We start from the raw sequence: 14,273 nt of genomic DNA, 5'->3' as shown, positions 1-14,273 counted from the left end.
GACCGGGCGAGCGACCGGACGGGTCAGACGGCGTCGAGGGCCGCGGTGATCTTGCGGATCATCTCGTTCATGACGGGCCCGGGTCCGCCCTTGAGGCCCCGAACGGCCTCTTCCGCGGCGACGAGCACGGTGGCGCGGAAGTTGTCGGCCTCGGCCGGGTCCTGCTGCCGGAGCAGCGCCATGGTCGCCGCCAGGGCCGGCAGCACCCGGTCGGCGAGTTCGGCCGCGGACCTGCCGTCCAGGCCCTCGATCCTCGACTTCTCGGCGAGGACGTGGCCGACCTGCCCGGTCGCGGAGGACAACGCGATGCTGCCCCGGGTGGCGATCCGGTGCGGGGAGCCGGTGGCACCGGCGGAGACCAGCAGCGAGACGGCGCCGTACGCGGCGGTCCGCAGGGTGTCCTTGTCCTGGTCGGTGAGGGTGAGTTCGATGGCCATGGTGTGCTCCTCGGAGTCGCCGGAATCGGTGGGCCTTCCTTCTGGAGCAGAGCCTGCGCCCAGCCGGTTTCACCGCGGCCTCAGCACGCTTTCAACCCCGGCGTCGGGTGTCTGTCGGGGCTGTCGGTCCGGTGTCGGACGCCTGTCGGCACGGTCTTGGCACCTCTCGCTCACCGCACGTTCCACGACGATCGGGGAGACCGTGTCCGCTTCTTCTTCCTTGCCTGTGCCCGTCGCCACCGGCATCGCGCCGCCCGATCTCGCCGACAGCACGCTGCTGGACGTCGATCCGGACGCGCAGATGTCCCTCGGCGCCGTCGCCGTGGACGGTCGTGGCGACATCATGTACGCGACCGTCGAACTGCCCGGCGGGGCACGGCGCGAGCTGAAGGTCGACGTCCTGCGGCCGGCCGGCGACGAACGGCTTCCGCCGGTCGTCCACCTTCCCGGTGGCGCGTTTCTCCGCTGCAACAAGGCCATGGCGTTCGACGCGCGCCGCCATGCCGCCGAGTCCGGTTTCGTCGTCACCAGTGTCGAGTACCGCGTCGCCCCCGACGGCGCGACCTTCCACGACTCCGTCCGCGATGTGCGCGCCGCGCTCGCGTATCTGCGGTCGCACGCCGACGACTTCGGCATCGAGCCCGGCGCGGTCGCCCTGTGGGGCGAGTCCGCGGGCGGTCACCTGGCGGCGCTGACGGGTGTCACGGACGGTCTGCCCGGGTTCTCCGACGCCTCGGACCCGACCCCGCCGGTACAGGTACAGGCCGCGGTCGACGCCTACGGCAGCTCCGAACTCTCCGCCATCGCCGACGACTTCGACGAGGCGGCCCGGCTGCACTACCGGCGGGAGGACACGCACTTCTCGGCGTACCTCGGCGGGCCCGGTGCACCCTTCCCGGAGATCCCCGACGCGGTGCGGGCCGCGGACCCGGCAACCCACGCGACCGCCTCGGCCCCGCCGTTCCTGTTCCTGCACGGCAGCGAGGACATGCTCGTCTCCCCGTCCCAGACGCAGCATGTGCACCAGGCGCTGCGCGCCGCCGGGGCCGACAGCACCCGCTACGTCCTGAAGGGCGCCGACCACGGAGACGTCGCGTTCCTCGGAGGCCCGAGCACCGGGCTGCCCTGGACCTCGGCCACCACGATGGGCGTCATCACCGGGTTCCTCCACCGCCGTCTCGACAAGGCCGACGTGACGGAGCGGTGAGCGGTGCGGCGAGTCCTGCCGCAGCCGCCGTCAGACGGTCCGCGTTCCCCGTCGCCACACCCCGCTGACCAGCGGCACGCCCGGCCGGTAGGCCAGGTGCACATGGCTGGGCGCGTCCAGCAGGATCAGGTCGGCGCGGGCTCCCGGCGCGATCCGCCCCACGTCGTCCCGGCGCAGCGCCGCCGCCCCGCCCGCCGTGGCCGACCACACCGCCTCGTCCGGAGTCATCCCCATGTCCCGCACCGCCAGCGCGACGCAGAAGGGCACGGAGGACGTGAAGGACGAGCCCGGGTTGCAGTCGGTGGACAGCGCGACGGTGACCCCGGCGTCCAGGAGCCGGCGCGCGTCCGGCCACTGGGCCCGCGTCGAGAACTCGGCGCCGGGCAGCAGGGTCGCGACGGTACGGCCGCTCGCCAGCGCGTCCACGTCCGCGTCGGTCAGATGCGTGCAGTGGTCCGCGCTCGCCGCGTCCAGTTCGACGGCGAGCTGAACGCCGGGGCCGTAGGAGAGCTGGTTGGCGTGGATGCGCGGGTGCAGGCCCTTCGCCCTGCCGGCGCTCAGGATCGCGCGTGCCTGGTCTCCGTCGAAGGCGCCCTTCTCGCAGAAGACGTCGATCCAACGGGCGTACGGGGCACAGGCGTCGAGCATCTCGCCGGTCACCAGTGCCACGTACGCGGCGGGGTCGTCGGCGTGGTCCGGGGAGACGATGTGCGCGCCGAGATACGTCACCTCGTCGGTGTGGGCGGCGGCGATGCGCAGGGCGCGGGACTCGTCGGCGACCGTCAGGCCGTAGCCGGACTTCGTCTCGAAGGTGGTGGTGCCCTGACGGAGGGCCTCGTCGAGGTAGCGGGTGAGGTTCGCCTCCAGTTCCGCGTCGCTCGCGGCGCGCGTCGCCGCGACCGTCGTACGGATGCCGCCCGCGCTGTAGGCCCGCCCGGACATCCGGGCGTTGAACTCCTGGGTGCGGTCGCCCGCGAAGACCAGGTGCGAGTGGGAGTCCACGAAGCCCGGCAGGACGGCCCTCCCGCCGGCGTCGACCCGATTGTCAGTGGCGGGTGCTTTGCTTGATTCACCGGTCCACGCGACGTGGTCGCCGTCGATGACGACGGCCGCGTCCTGGATCAGACCGAGGGGAGAGCCGTCACCGAGGGAGTGGGAGGGGTCGTTGGTGACCAGCGTGGCGATGTTGGTGATGACGGTGCTGCTGCTCATCGTGTCCTCGTGGGTACGGAGTTCGGCGTTCGTGTCTATGCGCGCAGGGCTTCGACTGCCTGCGCGAGGGCCTGCGGCACATCCGGTACGAGCGCGTGCGCTCCGTCGCGTACGACGTGCCGGCCGCCCACGACGGTGTGCCGCACGTCCGCTGCCGTCGCCGCGAATACGGCCGTCTCGGCGCCGAGCCTGGGCACCGTCCCCGCCGTCCTGACCGAGTCGAGTGCGATCGTCGTGAAGTCGGCGAGGGCGCCCGCCGTGATGCTGCCCGCCTCGTCCCAGCCGAGGGCCGCGTGGCCGTCGGAGGAGGCCGCGCGGAGCAGGGCCGCCGCCGTCCAGTGACCCCGGGTGCGGGTACGCAGGCGCTCGTTCAGCTCCATCGCGCGGGCCTCTTCGAGCAGGTCGATGACGGCATGGCTGTCGGAGCCGAGACAGAGCGGTGAGCCGGCCCGCTGGAGGGCCACGGCGGGGCCGATGCCGTCGGCGAGGTCGCGTTCGGTCGTCGGGCACATGCAGGTGCCCGTGCCGGTCGAGCCGAGCAGCGCGATGTCCTCGTCCGTGAGGTGCGTGTTGTGCACGCCCGTGGTGCGCGGGCCCAACACCCCGTGGTCGGCGAGCAGTTGGGTCGGCGTGCAGTCGTGCGCGGTGCGGCAGGCGTCGTTCTCGGCGGTCTGCTCGGACAGGTGCACATGGAGCGGGGCCCGCCGCTCCTCGGCCCAGCGGGCCACGGTCGCCAACTCCCGTGCGGGCACGGCCCGTACGGAGTGGACGGCGGCACCGATCCGCGCGTGATCCCGTTCCTTGAGAAGTGAACAGCGTTCCGCCCAGGCGTCCGCGCTTCCGTCGGAGAAGCGGAGCTGGTGGTGGTCTGGGGGCTGTCCGAAGCCGGAGGAGAAGTAGGCGGTGTCGAGGAGGGTGATGCGGATACCGGCTTCGGAGGCGGCGGCGATGAGCGCCTCGCCCATGGCGTTGGGGTCGGCGTACGGGGTACCGCCGTGGCCGTGGTGCACGTAGTGGAACTCGCCGACGGCCGTGATCCCGGCCAGCGCCATCTCGGCGTACACCGCGCGGGCCAGTGCGTGGTAGGTGTCCGGGGTCAGCTGGTCGGCGAAGGAGTACATGACCTCGCGCCAGGTCCAGAAGGTCCCGGAGCCGACCTGGACGGTGCCGCGCAGGGCGCGGTGGAAGGCGTGGCTGTGGGCGTTGGCGAGCCCGGGGAGGGTGAGTCCGCGCAGGATCTCGGCGCCGGGGGGCGGGGTGTCGACCCCGGTGCGGACGGCCGTGATCAGTCCGCCGCCCACCTCCAGGGCGACGCCCGGCTCGACGTGGGTGTCGAGCCAGGCGTGTTCCAGCCAGTACGTCCGCGTGGTGGGGTGCGTGGTGGGGTGCGTCACCTGCGGGCCAGCCCTTCCAGTACGTCGGCGAGTGCGGTCACCCCGGCCGCGCAGTCGTCCTCGGCCGCGAACTCGGCCGGGGAGTGCGAGACGCCCGTGGGGTTGCGCACGAACAGCATGGCGGTCGGGATGCTCCCCGAGAGGATCCCGGCGTCGTGTCCGGCGCCGGTGCCCAGGACGGGGACCTTGAGGTGCGTGTCCTCGCCGTTGGTCTTCCCCAGGACTCGGGCGAGTTCGTCGCGCAGGGCGTGGTCGAACTCGACGACGGGGGTGAAGGACTCGCGGACGACGTCGAGGTCGACGCCGTGTGCCTCCGCGTACTCGCGGGCGGCCTTCTCGACGCCGGTGACCACCGTGTCCAGGGTGTCCTGGTCGGCGGCGCGGGAGTCGAGCCAGCCGCGCACCAGGGAGGGGATCGCGTTGACGCCGTTCGGCTCGACGGCGATCTTCCCGAACGTGGCGACGGCACCGGCGAGTTGGGCCTCGCGGCGGGCGGCGAGCACGGTCTCGGCGTACGACAGCATGGGGTCCCGCCGGTCCACCAGCCGCGTCGTACCGGCGTGGTTGGCCTCGCCCCGGAAGTCGAACCGCCAGCGTCCGTGCGGCCAGATGGCGCTGGCGATGCCGACCCGGTCGCCGGACAGGTCCAGCGCGCGGCCCTGTTCGACGTGGAGTTCGACGAACGCGCCGATACGGGCGAGCCGTTCGGGGTCGGGACCGATGGCGTCGGCGTCGTAGCCCGCCGCCGTCATGGCCTGCGGCAGGGTGACCCCGTCGCCGTCGGTCAGCCGGTGCGCCTGCTCGACGGTGAGCTGTCCGGCGGTCAGCCGGGACCCGACACAGGCGAGCCCGAAGCGGGCGCCCTCCTCGTCCCCGAAGTTGACGATGGCGAGCGGCTTGCTGAACTCCGCTCCCCTGCCCCGCAGTTCGTCGAGCGCGGCGAAGGACGACACGACGCCGAGGGGTCCGTCGAAGGCCCCGCCGTCCGGTACCGAGTCGAGGTGCGACCCGGTGACGACGGCGTCCCCGGCGGCCGGATCGCCCAGCCAGGCCCACTGGTTGCCGTTGCGGTCGAGTTCGTAGGTCAGCCCACGGGACTCGGCCTGTGCCTTGAACCAGTCCCGGCATTCGGTGTCGACGGCGGTCCAGGCGTAGCGGCGGTAGCCGCCGGAGGCGGAGTTACGGCCGATCGGCAGCAACTCCGCCCACATGCTGTGGAAGGTCACGCCTCTCCACCCTCGCGCATCGGCACCCGCACACCGCGCTCGTCGGCGACCCGCTCCGCGATGTCGTAGCCGGCGTCGACGTGCCGGATGACGCCCATTCCGGGGTCGTTGGTCAGTACGCGGCGGATCTTCTCACCGGCGAGCTTCGTGCCGTCGGCCACGGAGACCTGGCCGGCGTGGATGGAGCGGCCCATGCCGACGCCGCCGCCGTGGTGGATGGAGACCCAGGACGCACCGGAGGCGACGTTGACCATCGCGTTCAGCAGCGGCCAGTCCGCGATCGCGTCGGAGCCGTCGAGCATGGCCTCGGTCTCGCGGTACGGGGAGGCGACGGAGCCGCAGTCGAGGTGGTCGCGGCCGATGGCCAGGGGCGCCGCCAGCTCGCCGCTCGCGACCATGTCGTTGAAGCGCTCGCCGGCCTTGTCGCGCTCGCCGTAGCCGAGCCAGCAGATGCGGGCGGGCAGGCCCTGGAAGTGGACCCGCTCTCCCGCCAGCTTGATCCAGCGGTGCAGGGACTCGTTCTCCGGGAAGAGGTCGAGGATCGCCTTGTCGGTCTTGTGGATGTCGGAGGCCTCGCCGGACAGGGCGGCCCAGCGGAAGGGGCCCTTGCCCTCGGAGAACAGGGGACGGATGTAGGCGGGGACGAAGCCGGGGAAGGCGAACGCCCGCTCGTACCCGGCGAGTTGGGCCTCGCCGCGGATGGAGTTGCCGTAGTCGAAGACCTCGGCGCCTGCGTCCATGAAGCCGACCATCGCCTCGACGTGCTTGGCCATGGACTCACGGGCGCGGACGGTGAAGCCCGCCGGGTCCTTGGCGGCGGCGTCGGCCATGTCCTCGAAGGCGATGCCGACCGGCAGGTAGGCGAGGGGGTCGTGGGCCGAGGTCTGGTCGGTCACGATGTCGACGGGGGCGCCCTCGGCGAGCATCTGCGGAAGCAGTTCGGCCGCGTTGCCGAGCAGGCCGATCGACAAAGGCCGGCGGGCGTCCCGGGCCTCCACCGCCAGCTGCAGGGCGTGCTGCAGCGAGTCGGCGCGGACGTCGAGATAGCGGTGCTCGATGCGGCGTTCGATGGCGCGCGGGTCGACGTCGATGCAGATCGCGACGCCGTCGTTCATGGTCACGGCCAGCGGCTGGGCGCCGCCCATGCCGCCGAGTCCCGCGGTGAGGGTGATGGTCCCGGCGAGGGTGCCGTTGAACTTCTTCGCGGCGACGGCGGCGAAGGTCTCGTAGGTGCCCTGGAGGATGCCCTGGGTGCCGATGTAGATCCAGGAACCGGCGGTCATCTGGCCGTACATGGTGAGGCCGAGGGCCTCCAGGCGGCGGAACTCCTCCCAGTTGGCCCAGTCGCCGACGAGGTTGGAGTTGGCGATGAGGACGCGCGGCGCCCACTCGTGGGTCTGCATCACGCCGACGGGGCGGCCGGACTGGACGAGCATCGTCTCGTCCTGCTTGAGGGTGCGCAGGGTGCGGACCATGGCGTCGAAGGAGCGCCAGTCGCGGGCGGCCTTGCCGGTGCCGCCGTAGACGACGAGCTTGTCGGGGTGTTCGGCGACCTCGGGGTCCAGGTTGTTCTGCAGCATCCGCAGGGCGGCTTCCTGCTGCCATCCCAGGGCGCTCAGTTCCGTACCGCGGGGTGCTCGTACGGGGCGGGGTCCTGACACGGTCTGCCTCCTAGCGGACTGCTCTCAGCGGATTCTTAACTGCAGCTATTCACATCCTGACTTCGTGAATAGAACTAGTCAATACATGGGGGCGTCTCTGTGGGCAGGCTCTGAGTGTTTGGCTGGATGCAACGACCACGGCAGCGAGACGACGGGGGACGCAGTGAACGACGTACACCAGGGTCACACGGACGGCACTGGACGCACCGCCCGCCGCGACGACGCCGTGCGGGCCGCCGTCGAACAGGGGCTGCTGGGGCCGGACTCCCCCGTCGTGGCGCTGCTGGACGTCACCGGGATCCGCGAGTCGGCGGCGGCGCTGCGGGCGGCGTTCGACGAGGTGACGGCGCCCGGGACACCGGTGCTGCACGCGTTCGCCGTCAAGGCGAGCCCCCTCGTGCCGGTGCTGCGGCTGCTGCGTGAGGAGGGCATCGGCGCGGAGGTGGCGAGCCCCGGTGAGCTGGCCCTCGCGCGGGCGGCCGGTGTCCGGCCGGAGCGGACCGTGCTCGACGCGCCCGCGAAGACGCCGGCCGAGCTGCGGGAGGCGCTTGCGCTGGGAATCGCGGTGAACGTAGACAACCCTCAGGAGCTGGAGCGCGTCGACGGGCTGATGCGGTCGGCGAACAGTCGTTCGCCGCTCGGGATCCGGGTCAATCCGCAGATCGGCGCCGGGTCGATCGCCGCGCTCTCCACGGCGACGGCGACCTCGAAGTTCGGGGTGGCGCTGCGGGACGAGGGGGCGCGCGAGTGGGTGGTGCGGGCGTTCGCCGAGCGACCCTGGCTGAGCCGGCTGCACGCGCACACCGGGTCGCAGGGCATCCCGCTGGAGCTGCTGGCGCGGGGCGTCGCGGAGACGTACGCGCTGGCGGAGGAGATCAACGCGCGGCTCGGGCGGCGGCAGATCGACACGCTCGACATCGGCGGCGGGCTGGGGGTCGACTTCGGTTCGGACGCGACGATTCCGACGTACGCGCAGTACGCGCGGCTGCTGCGGGAGACGGTGCCGGGGCTGTTCGACGGGCGGTACGGGCTGGTGACCGAGTTCGGGCGGTCGATGCTGGCCAAGCAGGGGACGGTGGTGGCCCGGGTCGAGTACGCGAAGAGTTCCGGCGGACGGCCGATCGCGGTCACGCACGCGGGGGTGCAGGTGGCGACGCGGACGGTGTACGCGCCGCAGTCGTGGCCGCTGCGGATCGCCGCCTACGACGGGAAGGGGCGGCCCAAGTCCGGTCCCGCGGTGGTGCAGGACATCGCCGGTCCGGCCTGCTTCGCGGGTGATCTGCTGGCGGAGGGGCAGGCGCTGCCGTTGCTCGAGCAGGGCGACCACGCGGCGGCGCTGGACACCGGGGCGTACTACTTCGCGGCCCACTACGCCTACAACTCCCTTGCCAGGCCGGGCATTTACGGCTTCGTGCCGGACGGTTCCGGGGGTGTGGCGTTCGCGACCGTGCGGAGGCCGCAGACGATGGCGGAGATCGTGGCCGAATCCGGAGGGGCGCACGCCGCCGCGCTCACCACCCTGCGCGAATCCAGGCTCCGTTGACGCACGCCGGTGGGCGCACGGTTCAACTGGCTCACGCAACTGGTGTGAAAACGGGGTCAGTTGACCCACCTTAGTCACTCCAGGCATGTCCCACTGGAAAATGCCAGATCCCTCACCCCTCGGCCACACGGTGCGTAGCTTCGTCGTCACTCAGCCGAACCGCAGGCGGGAGGGGAGCCACGGTGCCCGGAATCGACGAGTGCTTACTGGAGGCCATGCGACTGCCCGGTGCCCGGGGCGCCGCGCTGGTCGACTGGACCAGCGGGCTGGCCCTGGGCGTCGTAGGAGAGTCGCCCGGGGGTGACCAGGAGGCCAGTGCGGCCGAGGCCGCGGAGCTGGCGCGGCTGGCGGCCGAGCACCGGGCGTTCGCGTCCGACGCGGAGGACGGAGAGGAGGCCGACGATCCTCCGCTGGAGGATCTGATCGTCAGCAACCGGGACAGCTATCACGTGCTGCGGTTCGTACGGACGTCGTTCGACAGCAGCGTGTTCCTGCATCTGTGGCTGGCCCGCGCGGAGGGCAATCTCGCGCTGGCCCGGATCCGGCTCGGCGAGATGGCGGGACGGCTGGTGCTGGGATGACCGCGCTCAGGACCACGCCGACCACCCCGCCGCCCCGGCTGCCGGTGCGGGACAAGGCCGCCGCCGTCGACCGGGCCTGGGGCGGGGTGTCGCCGATGCTGACCAGGCTCGCGGCGGAGGAGGCCACCGGTGTCCTCGTCCGCGAGCGCGGCAGTCTGCATCTCGTCGCGGGCCATGTGGTGCACGCCGAGAGCCCGTCCGCCCCCGGTCTCGGTCTGCTCCTCACCGCGCACGGCACCCTGCGCGCGGAGGCCTGGGAGGCCGCCGCGAACGCGACCGACGACCGGCACGCCACCACCCGGCTGCTGCTCGACGGCGGCCTGCTGAGTGCGGGCGCGCTGGAACTGTGCCAGCTCGGGGCGCTGTACGACGCGGCGTACTTCGTACTCGCGCCGAGCAGCACCCCGGGGCGTTTCCGGTACGGGGTCACGCATCCGCTGGGCTCCGTGCGGCCGGTTCCGGTGGCCGCCCTGGAGCGCGAGACGCTGCGCCGCCGCGAGTTGCTGCACCGCGTCTGGCCGGACGCGGCCACGGACGGCGCGCCACTGGTGCGGGCCGAACCCGTCGCACCCCCGCCGATCACACCCCGGCAGGCCGCCGTACTGGCGCGGGTGGACGGGGTGCGGACGGCACCGGACATCGCGCGGCTGCTGGGCCGGCGGGCGTATCCCACGCTGCTGGACGTCCGGCGGCTGGTGTCGGCGGGGCTCGTCTCGCCCCGGCCGCCCGCACCGCCCGCCGTCATGCCCCCGCCCGACGTCACCGACCCCGACATCACATTGCTGAAGAGGCTCAGGGATGCGCTGGAGGCCCTTTGAGTGGCAGCGAGCACGCGCCGAGAGGAGAGAGCCGATGGCCTCCGAGGCCGAAATCCTGGACGAGCTGCGCCGGTTGAGAGCCCGGGTGCCGCAGCTGACGGGGGCGCTGGCGGCGGGCGTCGACGGTCTCGTGCTGGCGCAGGACACCCCGGGCATCGAGCCCGAACGGGTCGCGGCGCTCACCGTGACGGCGCTGGGCGTGGCCATGCGGATGGCGGACGCGACCGGGCAGGGCGACTTCCGGGAGCTGCTGGTTCGCGGGGTCTACGGCTATGTCGCGACCTACGCGGCGGGCCGGGGCGCCGTGCTGACCGTGCTCGCCCAGGACCGCGTCAACGTCGGCCGGCTGCTGCTGGAGGGCCGCCGCACGGGGGCCCGGATCGGGGAACTGGTCGACGCCGAGGCGGCGGCGACGGCCGAGGTCGCGGAGCGGGCCGACTCGGCGCCCGTCAAGGCGCCCACCAAGACCACCACCGCACGAACGAGAACGGCGCGCGCACCACGCACCACCGCAACGACCAACGCGCGCACCACCACGGAAAGTTGAACGGACCCAAGGGAGCACTGTCATGGCCAACACCGAAACCTCGCTCAAAGAGGCGCTGACCTCCATCGAGGGCGCGACCGGAGTCGCGCTCGTCGACTACACCAGCGGTATGGCGCTCGGCACGATGGGCGGCAGCAAGACCTTCGACCTCGGCGTCGCCGCGGCCGGCAACACCGACGTGGTGCGCGCCAAGATGCGCACCATGGAGCACCTCGGCCTGAAGGGCGACATCGAGGACATCCTGATCACCCTGTCGAGCCAGTACCACCTGATCCGGCTGCTCAAGGGCCGCGGCGGCAACGGCCTCTTCATCTACCTGGTGCTGGACGCCAGCCGCAGCAACCTGGCGATGGCCCGCCACCAGCTGAAGAAGATCGAGGCCGATCTGGAGGTGTAGGAGCGGCCCGGCTACGCGTACACGTCGCCGCGGCGGCGCGCCCCGCCCGGGGTGGCGTCGCCCGCGGCGATGCCGGTGGAGCGGTAGCCCTTGACGGATTTCCCGGCAGGGGCGCCGCCGCGCTTGTCCAGCCAGTCCACGCGGATCCACAGCAGTACGTCGTCGGCCCGTTCCCGGCGTCCCAGCCAGGCGGCCTTCAGCCGCAGACCCGTGCCGGCCCCGGCGAGCAGCATGCCGCCCGCCGCCGGCACCGCGAACCCGCTGCCCAGCGCGAGCGCGAAGGCGAGCACGATCCACCAGCGGTGGGCGCGACGCCAGTTGCGTACGGACACCGCGCGGTCCTGGAGCACATCGTGCTTGCACGCCCGGGCGGCGCCACGGGCGAGGGCGGTGTAGCGCCTGCGGCGCGCGTACGTCACGACGGCCACCGTGATGATGAACAGGGCGGCGCCCGCCATCACCCCGATCCGGCGCCCGGTGATGCCCGACGGCAGCACTCCGACACCTGCCGCCAGCACCCCGAACCACCACAGCGGGGCGGCTCCGGCCCGTACGACGACGGCCACTCGGGCCAGCCCCTGGACTCTGCGATCTCCGCGTGCCACGTCCTGCCTCCTGGTCGTCCCGGCACAGTTCCGTCGGGCCGCGAGACTAGTGAGCGAACGTGAGACGAGTCTGAGAACGCGCCAGATGGGACACGGCGTCTCATTCCACGAACAGCCCCCGCGCCGCCGCCCGCGCGTCGAACTCCTCCAAGCGGGCCTGCGCGTCCGGCAGGTCGTCGCACATCGCCTCCAGGAGCACCCGGCCCAGGAGCATCGGCGCGCACGCGGTGTCGAAGGCGAGGCCGGTGCCGACGGCGGCCGGGATCAGCAGGTCGGACACCTTGGCGACCGGCGCGAACGCCGAGTCCGCGACAGTGACGACGGTCAGGCCCGCCTCCCGCGCGTACGCCAGCGTGTCCACGACCTCGCGCGGATGCCGGGGCAGCGCGAAGCACAGCAGGGCGGTGGCCCCGGCCCGGACGGCCGCGTCGATCCGGTCGTGGACCATCGTGCCGCCCTCGTTGAGCAGCCGTACGTCCGGATGGACCTTGGCGGCGAAGTACGCGAAGCCGTACGCCTGGGAGGCCGCCGCGCGCAGGCCGAGCACGGGCAGCGGGCGGGAGGCGGCGAGGAGGCGGCCGGCCTTGGCGACCGGGCGGGGGTCGGCCAGTATCTCGGCGAGGTGCTTGAGGTTCTCGATCTCGGCCTCCACGGCCTGCTGGTACTCGTTGTACGACGCCGTGTCGGTGACGGACTCGGCGGGCGCGACCTCGCGGAGGTGTTTGCGCAGCGCCGGGTAGCCGTCGAAGCCGAGGGCGACCGCGAAGCGGGTCACGGAGGGCTGGCTGACTCCGGCGAGTTCGGCGAGTTCCACGCTGGACAGGAACGGCACCTCGGCGGCGCGCCGCACCATGCTGTGCGCGATGCGCCGCTGGGTCGGCGTGAGCCGGTGCCCCTCGAAGAGCGTCTGCAGCCGTGCGGCCGGGCTGTCGGTCACACCCGTACTCCTGTCCAAGGTTCCCTCCAGGCTCCCGTCCACCGTCTCGTCCAGGCTCCCATCCACGGTCATCACGTGTTCCCCCTCCAGATCTCGGTGAACCGGTCCAGCAGTCCGGCCGCCGCCGTCACGTCGTCCGTCAGCGGCCGGTCCGCCGGGTCGTCGTCGAGCACCGACTCGGCGAGCTCCAGCGCGCGGCCGACCGGGAGTTCCGGATCGGGCCGCAGGTCGCGCTGGCGCAACGCCCGTACGGCGGCGACGAGTTCGCAGCCGACGACGAGACGGTACGCGCGGCTGGCGCGCAGTGTCTGACGGGCGGCGAGCGAGGCGAAGCTGGCCTGTTCCTCGACGCCCCGGGAGAGTACAGCGTGTCCGAGCGAGGCGGGAGCCGAGAACGCGCGCAGATCGCCGAGGGCGGCAGCGGCGGCGTACTCCAGGATCATCACGCCGGAGGAGGCGGGTTCGCTGTCGGCGAGGAAGGGCTTGAGGCGGGTGAACGCGGGCTCGTTGAGGGAGGAGAGCCGGGACGTCGACAGCCGGGCGACCTGGGTGAGCGCGAGCCTGAAGTGGTCCAGGGCGAGGGCGAGTTGGGCCTGATAGAAGCCGCCGTGATGGTAGGCGGTCATGTCCTCGGCGGAGATGAAGGGGTTCTCGGCGGCCGCGTTGATCTCGATCGCGAGGACCTCCTCCAGCGCGTCCGCCGCGTCGTGCGCGGGCCCGTGGATCTGCGGCAGACACCGGAAGCCGTACGGGTCCTGGATGCGCCCGAGCGGAGGTGTGGGCCGGTCGGCGGCACCGATCAACTCTCGCATCCGGCGGGCGACTTCGGTCGATCCCCGGTGCGGGCGGGCGGCGTGCACGGGCGCGGCGAACGGCTCGTGCGACCCGTCGACGGCGAGCAGTGACAGCGCCCCGACGACCTGGGTGGCGCCGATGAGCCCGCGCAACTCGTGCAGCGCGAGGGCGGCCTGCCCGAGGGTGAGGGCGTTGCTGCTGATGAGCGCCAAGGCGTCGTTGTTGTCGAGGGGTTGGGGCTCGGGAACACCGGAAAGACCGTTCCCGGCATCCCGCCAGGGCCGCTCCCCCGCCAGTGCCAGCCCCACCTGGGCCAGCGCGGCGATGTCCCCGGTCCCCACCGAGCCGAACTCGTTGACGACCGGATGCACCCCGCTCTCCAGCGCCTCGCACAGCGCGGTGACGACCGTGGGCCGCAGTCCCGCGCCGCCCGCGAGCAGCTGGTTGGCGCGGACGGCGAGCATGGCCCGCACCTCCCGGGCCGGGAGCTCGTCACCGATCGCGCCCGCGTGGCTGCGGAGCAGCCTGAGCCCGTGTTCGGCGGCCGCCTCGGTGGGCACGTCCTCGTTCCGGTTGGCGCCGACGCCGGTCGAGCGGCCGTAGACGCGGCCGGTCGCGGCGATCTGGCGGGCCGCGTCCCAGGACTCGGTCGCGCGCTTCATCGCGTCGGTGCCGGGGACCGGCCGGGCGTCCCCGTCGGCGAGCCGGACGACGTCGGCGACCCCGAAGCCGACCCCGTCGAGGACGACGAGGTCGGAGCTCCCGGACACCATCGCATCGGCGGCATCCACGATCCGAGACGACATAAGGCCACAAACTCCCCTCAATCAAGACACTCGATCTTGCCTGCCGGGCATCCGTTACCTCGGATTAACGCGGAGACATTGACAAACTATTCAGACACCAAGAACTC

The 14,273-nt window shown here is 72.4% G+C and carries 14 protein-coding genes; 6 read left to right on the top strand and 8 right to left on the bottom strand.

Going from position 1 to position 14,273, the window contains the following annotated elements; genetic code table 11:
• Positions 1-23: 23 nt before the first annotated feature.
• Positions 24-437, bottom strand: coding sequence for a hypothetical protein (locus AB0I51_RS14240; protein WP_362974774.1), 414 nt, complete (start codon positions 435-437; stop codon positions 24-26).
• A 202-nt stretch (positions 438-639) separates the two neighbouring features.
• Here AB0I51_RS14240 and AB0I51_RS14235 point away from each other — a divergent pair, with 202 nt between their 5' ends.
• The gene (locus AB0I51_RS14235) at positions 640-1,644 is read left to right on the top strand and encodes an alpha/beta hydrolase (RefSeq protein ID WP_362974772.1); all 1,005 of its coding nucleotides are present in this window, start codon (positions 640-642) and stop codon (positions 1,642-1,644) included.
• Positions 1,645-1,674: 30 nt separating this feature from the next.
• Here AB0I51_RS14235 and hutI read toward each other — a convergent pair whose 3' ends face one another.
• The 4 genes from hutI to hutU are packed head-to-tail and all read right to left on the bottom strand — an operon-like array spanning position 1,675 to position 7,137.
• A complete protein-coding gene (hutI, locus tag AB0I51_RS14230) occupies positions 1,675-2,856 on the bottom strand; it encodes an imidazolonepropionase (protein WP_362974770.1) in 1,182 nt (393 codons plus the stop codon).
• 35 nt (positions 2,857-2,891) lie between these two features.
• A complete protein-coding gene (locus AB0I51_RS14225) occupies positions 2,892-4,250 on the bottom strand; it encodes a formimidoylglutamate deiminase (RefSeq protein ID WP_362974768.1) in 1,359 nt (452 codons plus the stop codon).
• A complete protein-coding gene (locus AB0I51_RS14220; protein ID WP_362974766.1) occupies positions 4,247-5,476 on the bottom strand; it encodes an allantoate amidohydrolase in 1,230 nt (409 codons plus the stop codon). The genes AB0I51_RS14225 and AB0I51_RS14220 overlap by 4 nt, the downstream gene beginning before the upstream one ends.
• The gene (hutU, locus tag AB0I51_RS14215; protein ID WP_362974764.1) at positions 5,473-7,137 is read right to left on the bottom strand and encodes a urocanate hydratase; all 1,665 of its coding nucleotides are present in this window, start codon (positions 7,135-7,137) and stop codon (positions 5,473-5,475) included. The genes AB0I51_RS14220 and hutU overlap by 4 nt, the downstream gene beginning before the upstream one ends.
• Positions 7,138-7,300: 163 nt before the next feature.
• Here hutU and AB0I51_RS14210 point away from each other — a divergent pair, with 163 nt between their 5' ends.
• The 5 genes from AB0I51_RS14210 to AB0I51_RS14190 all read left to right on the top strand — a co-directional run bounded on the left by AB0I51_RS14210 (position 7,301) and on the right by AB0I51_RS14190 (position 11,023).
• The gene (locus tag AB0I51_RS14210) at positions 7,301-8,680 is read left to right on the top strand and encodes a diaminopimelate decarboxylase (protein ID WP_362974762.1); all 1,380 of its coding nucleotides are present in this window, start codon (positions 7,301-7,303) and stop codon (positions 8,678-8,680) included.
• Between the two features lie 182 nt (positions 8,681-8,862).
• On the top strand, positions 8,863-9,261 hold the full coding sequence (locus AB0I51_RS14205; RefSeq protein WP_362974760.1) for a hypothetical protein: 399 nt from the start codon (positions 8,863-8,865) through the stop codon (positions 9,259-9,261).
• The gene (locus AB0I51_RS14200; protein ID WP_362974758.1) at positions 9,258-10,079 is read left to right on the top strand and encodes a transcriptional regulator; all 822 of its coding nucleotides are present in this window, start codon (positions 9,258-9,260) and stop codon (positions 10,077-10,079) included. The genes AB0I51_RS14205 and AB0I51_RS14200 overlap by 4 nt, the downstream gene beginning before the upstream one ends.
• A 34-nt stretch (positions 10,080-10,113) precedes the next feature.
• A complete protein-coding gene (locus tag AB0I51_RS14195) occupies positions 10,114-10,626 on the top strand; it encodes a roadblock/LC7 domain-containing protein (RefSeq protein WP_362974756.1) in 513 nt (170 codons plus the stop codon).
• Positions 10,627-10,648: 22 nt separating this feature from the next.
• Positions 10,649-11,023 (top strand): hypothetical protein, encoded by a 375-nt coding sequence (locus tag AB0I51_RS14190; RefSeq protein WP_362974754.1) that lies wholly within the window; start codon positions 10,649-10,651, stop codon positions 11,021-11,023.
• An 11-nt stretch (positions 11,024-11,034) separates the two neighbouring features.
• Here the strand turns inward: AB0I51_RS14190 and AB0I51_RS14185 are convergent, their stop codons facing one another.
• The 3 genes from AB0I51_RS14185 to AB0I51_RS14175 all read right to left on the bottom strand — a co-directional run bounded on the left by AB0I51_RS14185 (position 11,035) and on the right by AB0I51_RS14175 (position 14,166).
• Positions 11,035-11,628 carry a hypothetical protein gene (locus AB0I51_RS14185; protein ID WP_362974752.1) on the bottom strand — a complete coding sequence of 198 codons (594 nt, stop codon included), beginning with the start codon at positions 11,626-11,628 and terminating at the stop codon, positions 11,035-11,037.
• A gap of 100 nt (positions 11,629-11,728) precedes the next feature.
• Complete coding sequence (locus AB0I51_RS14180) at positions 11,729-12,637, bottom strand: MurR/RpiR family transcriptional regulator (RefSeq protein WP_362974750.1); 909 nt, start codon at positions 12,635-12,637, stop codon at positions 11,729-11,731.
• Positions 12,637-14,166 carry an aromatic amino acid ammonia-lyase gene (locus tag AB0I51_RS14175; RefSeq protein ID WP_362974748.1) on the bottom strand — a complete coding sequence of 510 codons (1,530 nt, stop codon included), beginning with the start codon at positions 14,164-14,166 and terminating at the stop codon, positions 12,637-12,639. Before AB0I51_RS14175 ends, AB0I51_RS14180 begins: the two co-directional genes overlap by 1 nt.
• Between the last annotated feature and the right edge of the window lie 107 nt (positions 14,167-14,273).

The sequence above is a fragment of the Streptomyces sp. NPDC050549 genome, from assembly GCF_040655035.1.
Taxonomy (GTDB): domain Bacteria; phylum Actinomycetota; class Actinomycetes; order Streptomycetales; family Streptomycetaceae; genus Streptomyces.
The sequence above is the reverse complement of the archived record's forward strand: the minus strand, read 5'-3'. Positions and strand labels throughout refer to the sequence as shown.

What these genes read in the sequence shown, in the direction of transcription:
- AB0I51_RS14240 (WP_362974774.1), bottom strand. Translation starts at nt 437, where the DNA reads ATGGCCATCGAACTCACCCTCACCGACCAGGACAAGGACACCCTGCGG.
- hutI (WP_362974770.1), bottom strand. Translation starts at nt 2,856, where the DNA reads ATGAGCAGCAGCACCGTCATCACCAACATCGCCACGCTGGTCACCAAC.
- AB0I51_RS14200 (WP_362974758.1), top strand. Translation starts at nt 9,258, where the DNA reads ATGACCGCGCTCAGGACCACGCCGACCACCCCGCCGCCCCGGCTGCCG.
- AB0I51_RS14195 (WP_362974756.1), top strand. Translation starts at nt 10,114, where the DNA reads ATGGCCTCCGAGGCCGAAATCCTGGACGAGCTGCGCCGGTTGAGAGCC.
- AB0I51_RS14190 (WP_362974754.1), top strand. Translation starts at nt 10,649, where the DNA reads ATGGCCAACACCGAAACCTCGCTCAAAGAGGCGCTGACCTCCATCGAG.
- AB0I51_RS14180 (WP_362974750.1), bottom strand. Translation starts at nt 12,637, where the DNA reads ATGACCGTGGATGGGAGCCTGGACGAGACGGTGGACGGGAGCCTGGAG.
- AB0I51_RS14175 (WP_362974748.1), bottom strand. Translation starts at nt 14,166, where the DNA reads ATGTCGTCTCGGATCGTGGATGCCGCCGATGCGATGGTGTCCGGGAGC.